At 57.7% G+C, this 215-nt stretch carries 1 protein-coding gene; it reads left to right on the plus strand.

The features are described from left to right. Nucleotides 1-3 precede the first annotated feature (3 nt). Nucleotides 4-215, plus strand: a 212-nt coding sequence (locus KJQ96_RS39845) for a septation protein IspZ (protein ID WP_213291306.1), incomplete at its 3' end; no start/stop codon positions are given.

The following is a 215-nucleotide window of genomic DNA, read 5'->3' on the forward strand; positions in this document are numbered from 1 at the left end:
GTAATGGACAAGAAAGTACCGCACCCGCTGTTCAAGCTTGCGACCGAGCTTGGTCCCCTTCTCATCTTTTTCGTCGCCAACGCGAAGTCCAACCTGTTCGTCGCCACCGGCGTGTTCATGGTGGCGGTGCTGGCTGCAATGGTTGCGTCATACATGGTGACGCGGCATATACCGATGATGGCGATCGTCACGGCGGTGGTGGTCATCGTGTTCGG

The sequence above is a fragment of the Bradyrhizobium sp. sGM-13 genome (assembly GCF_018398875.1).
Classification (GTDB): Bacteria; Pseudomonadota; Alphaproteobacteria; order Rhizobiales; family Xanthobacteraceae; genus Bradyrhizobium.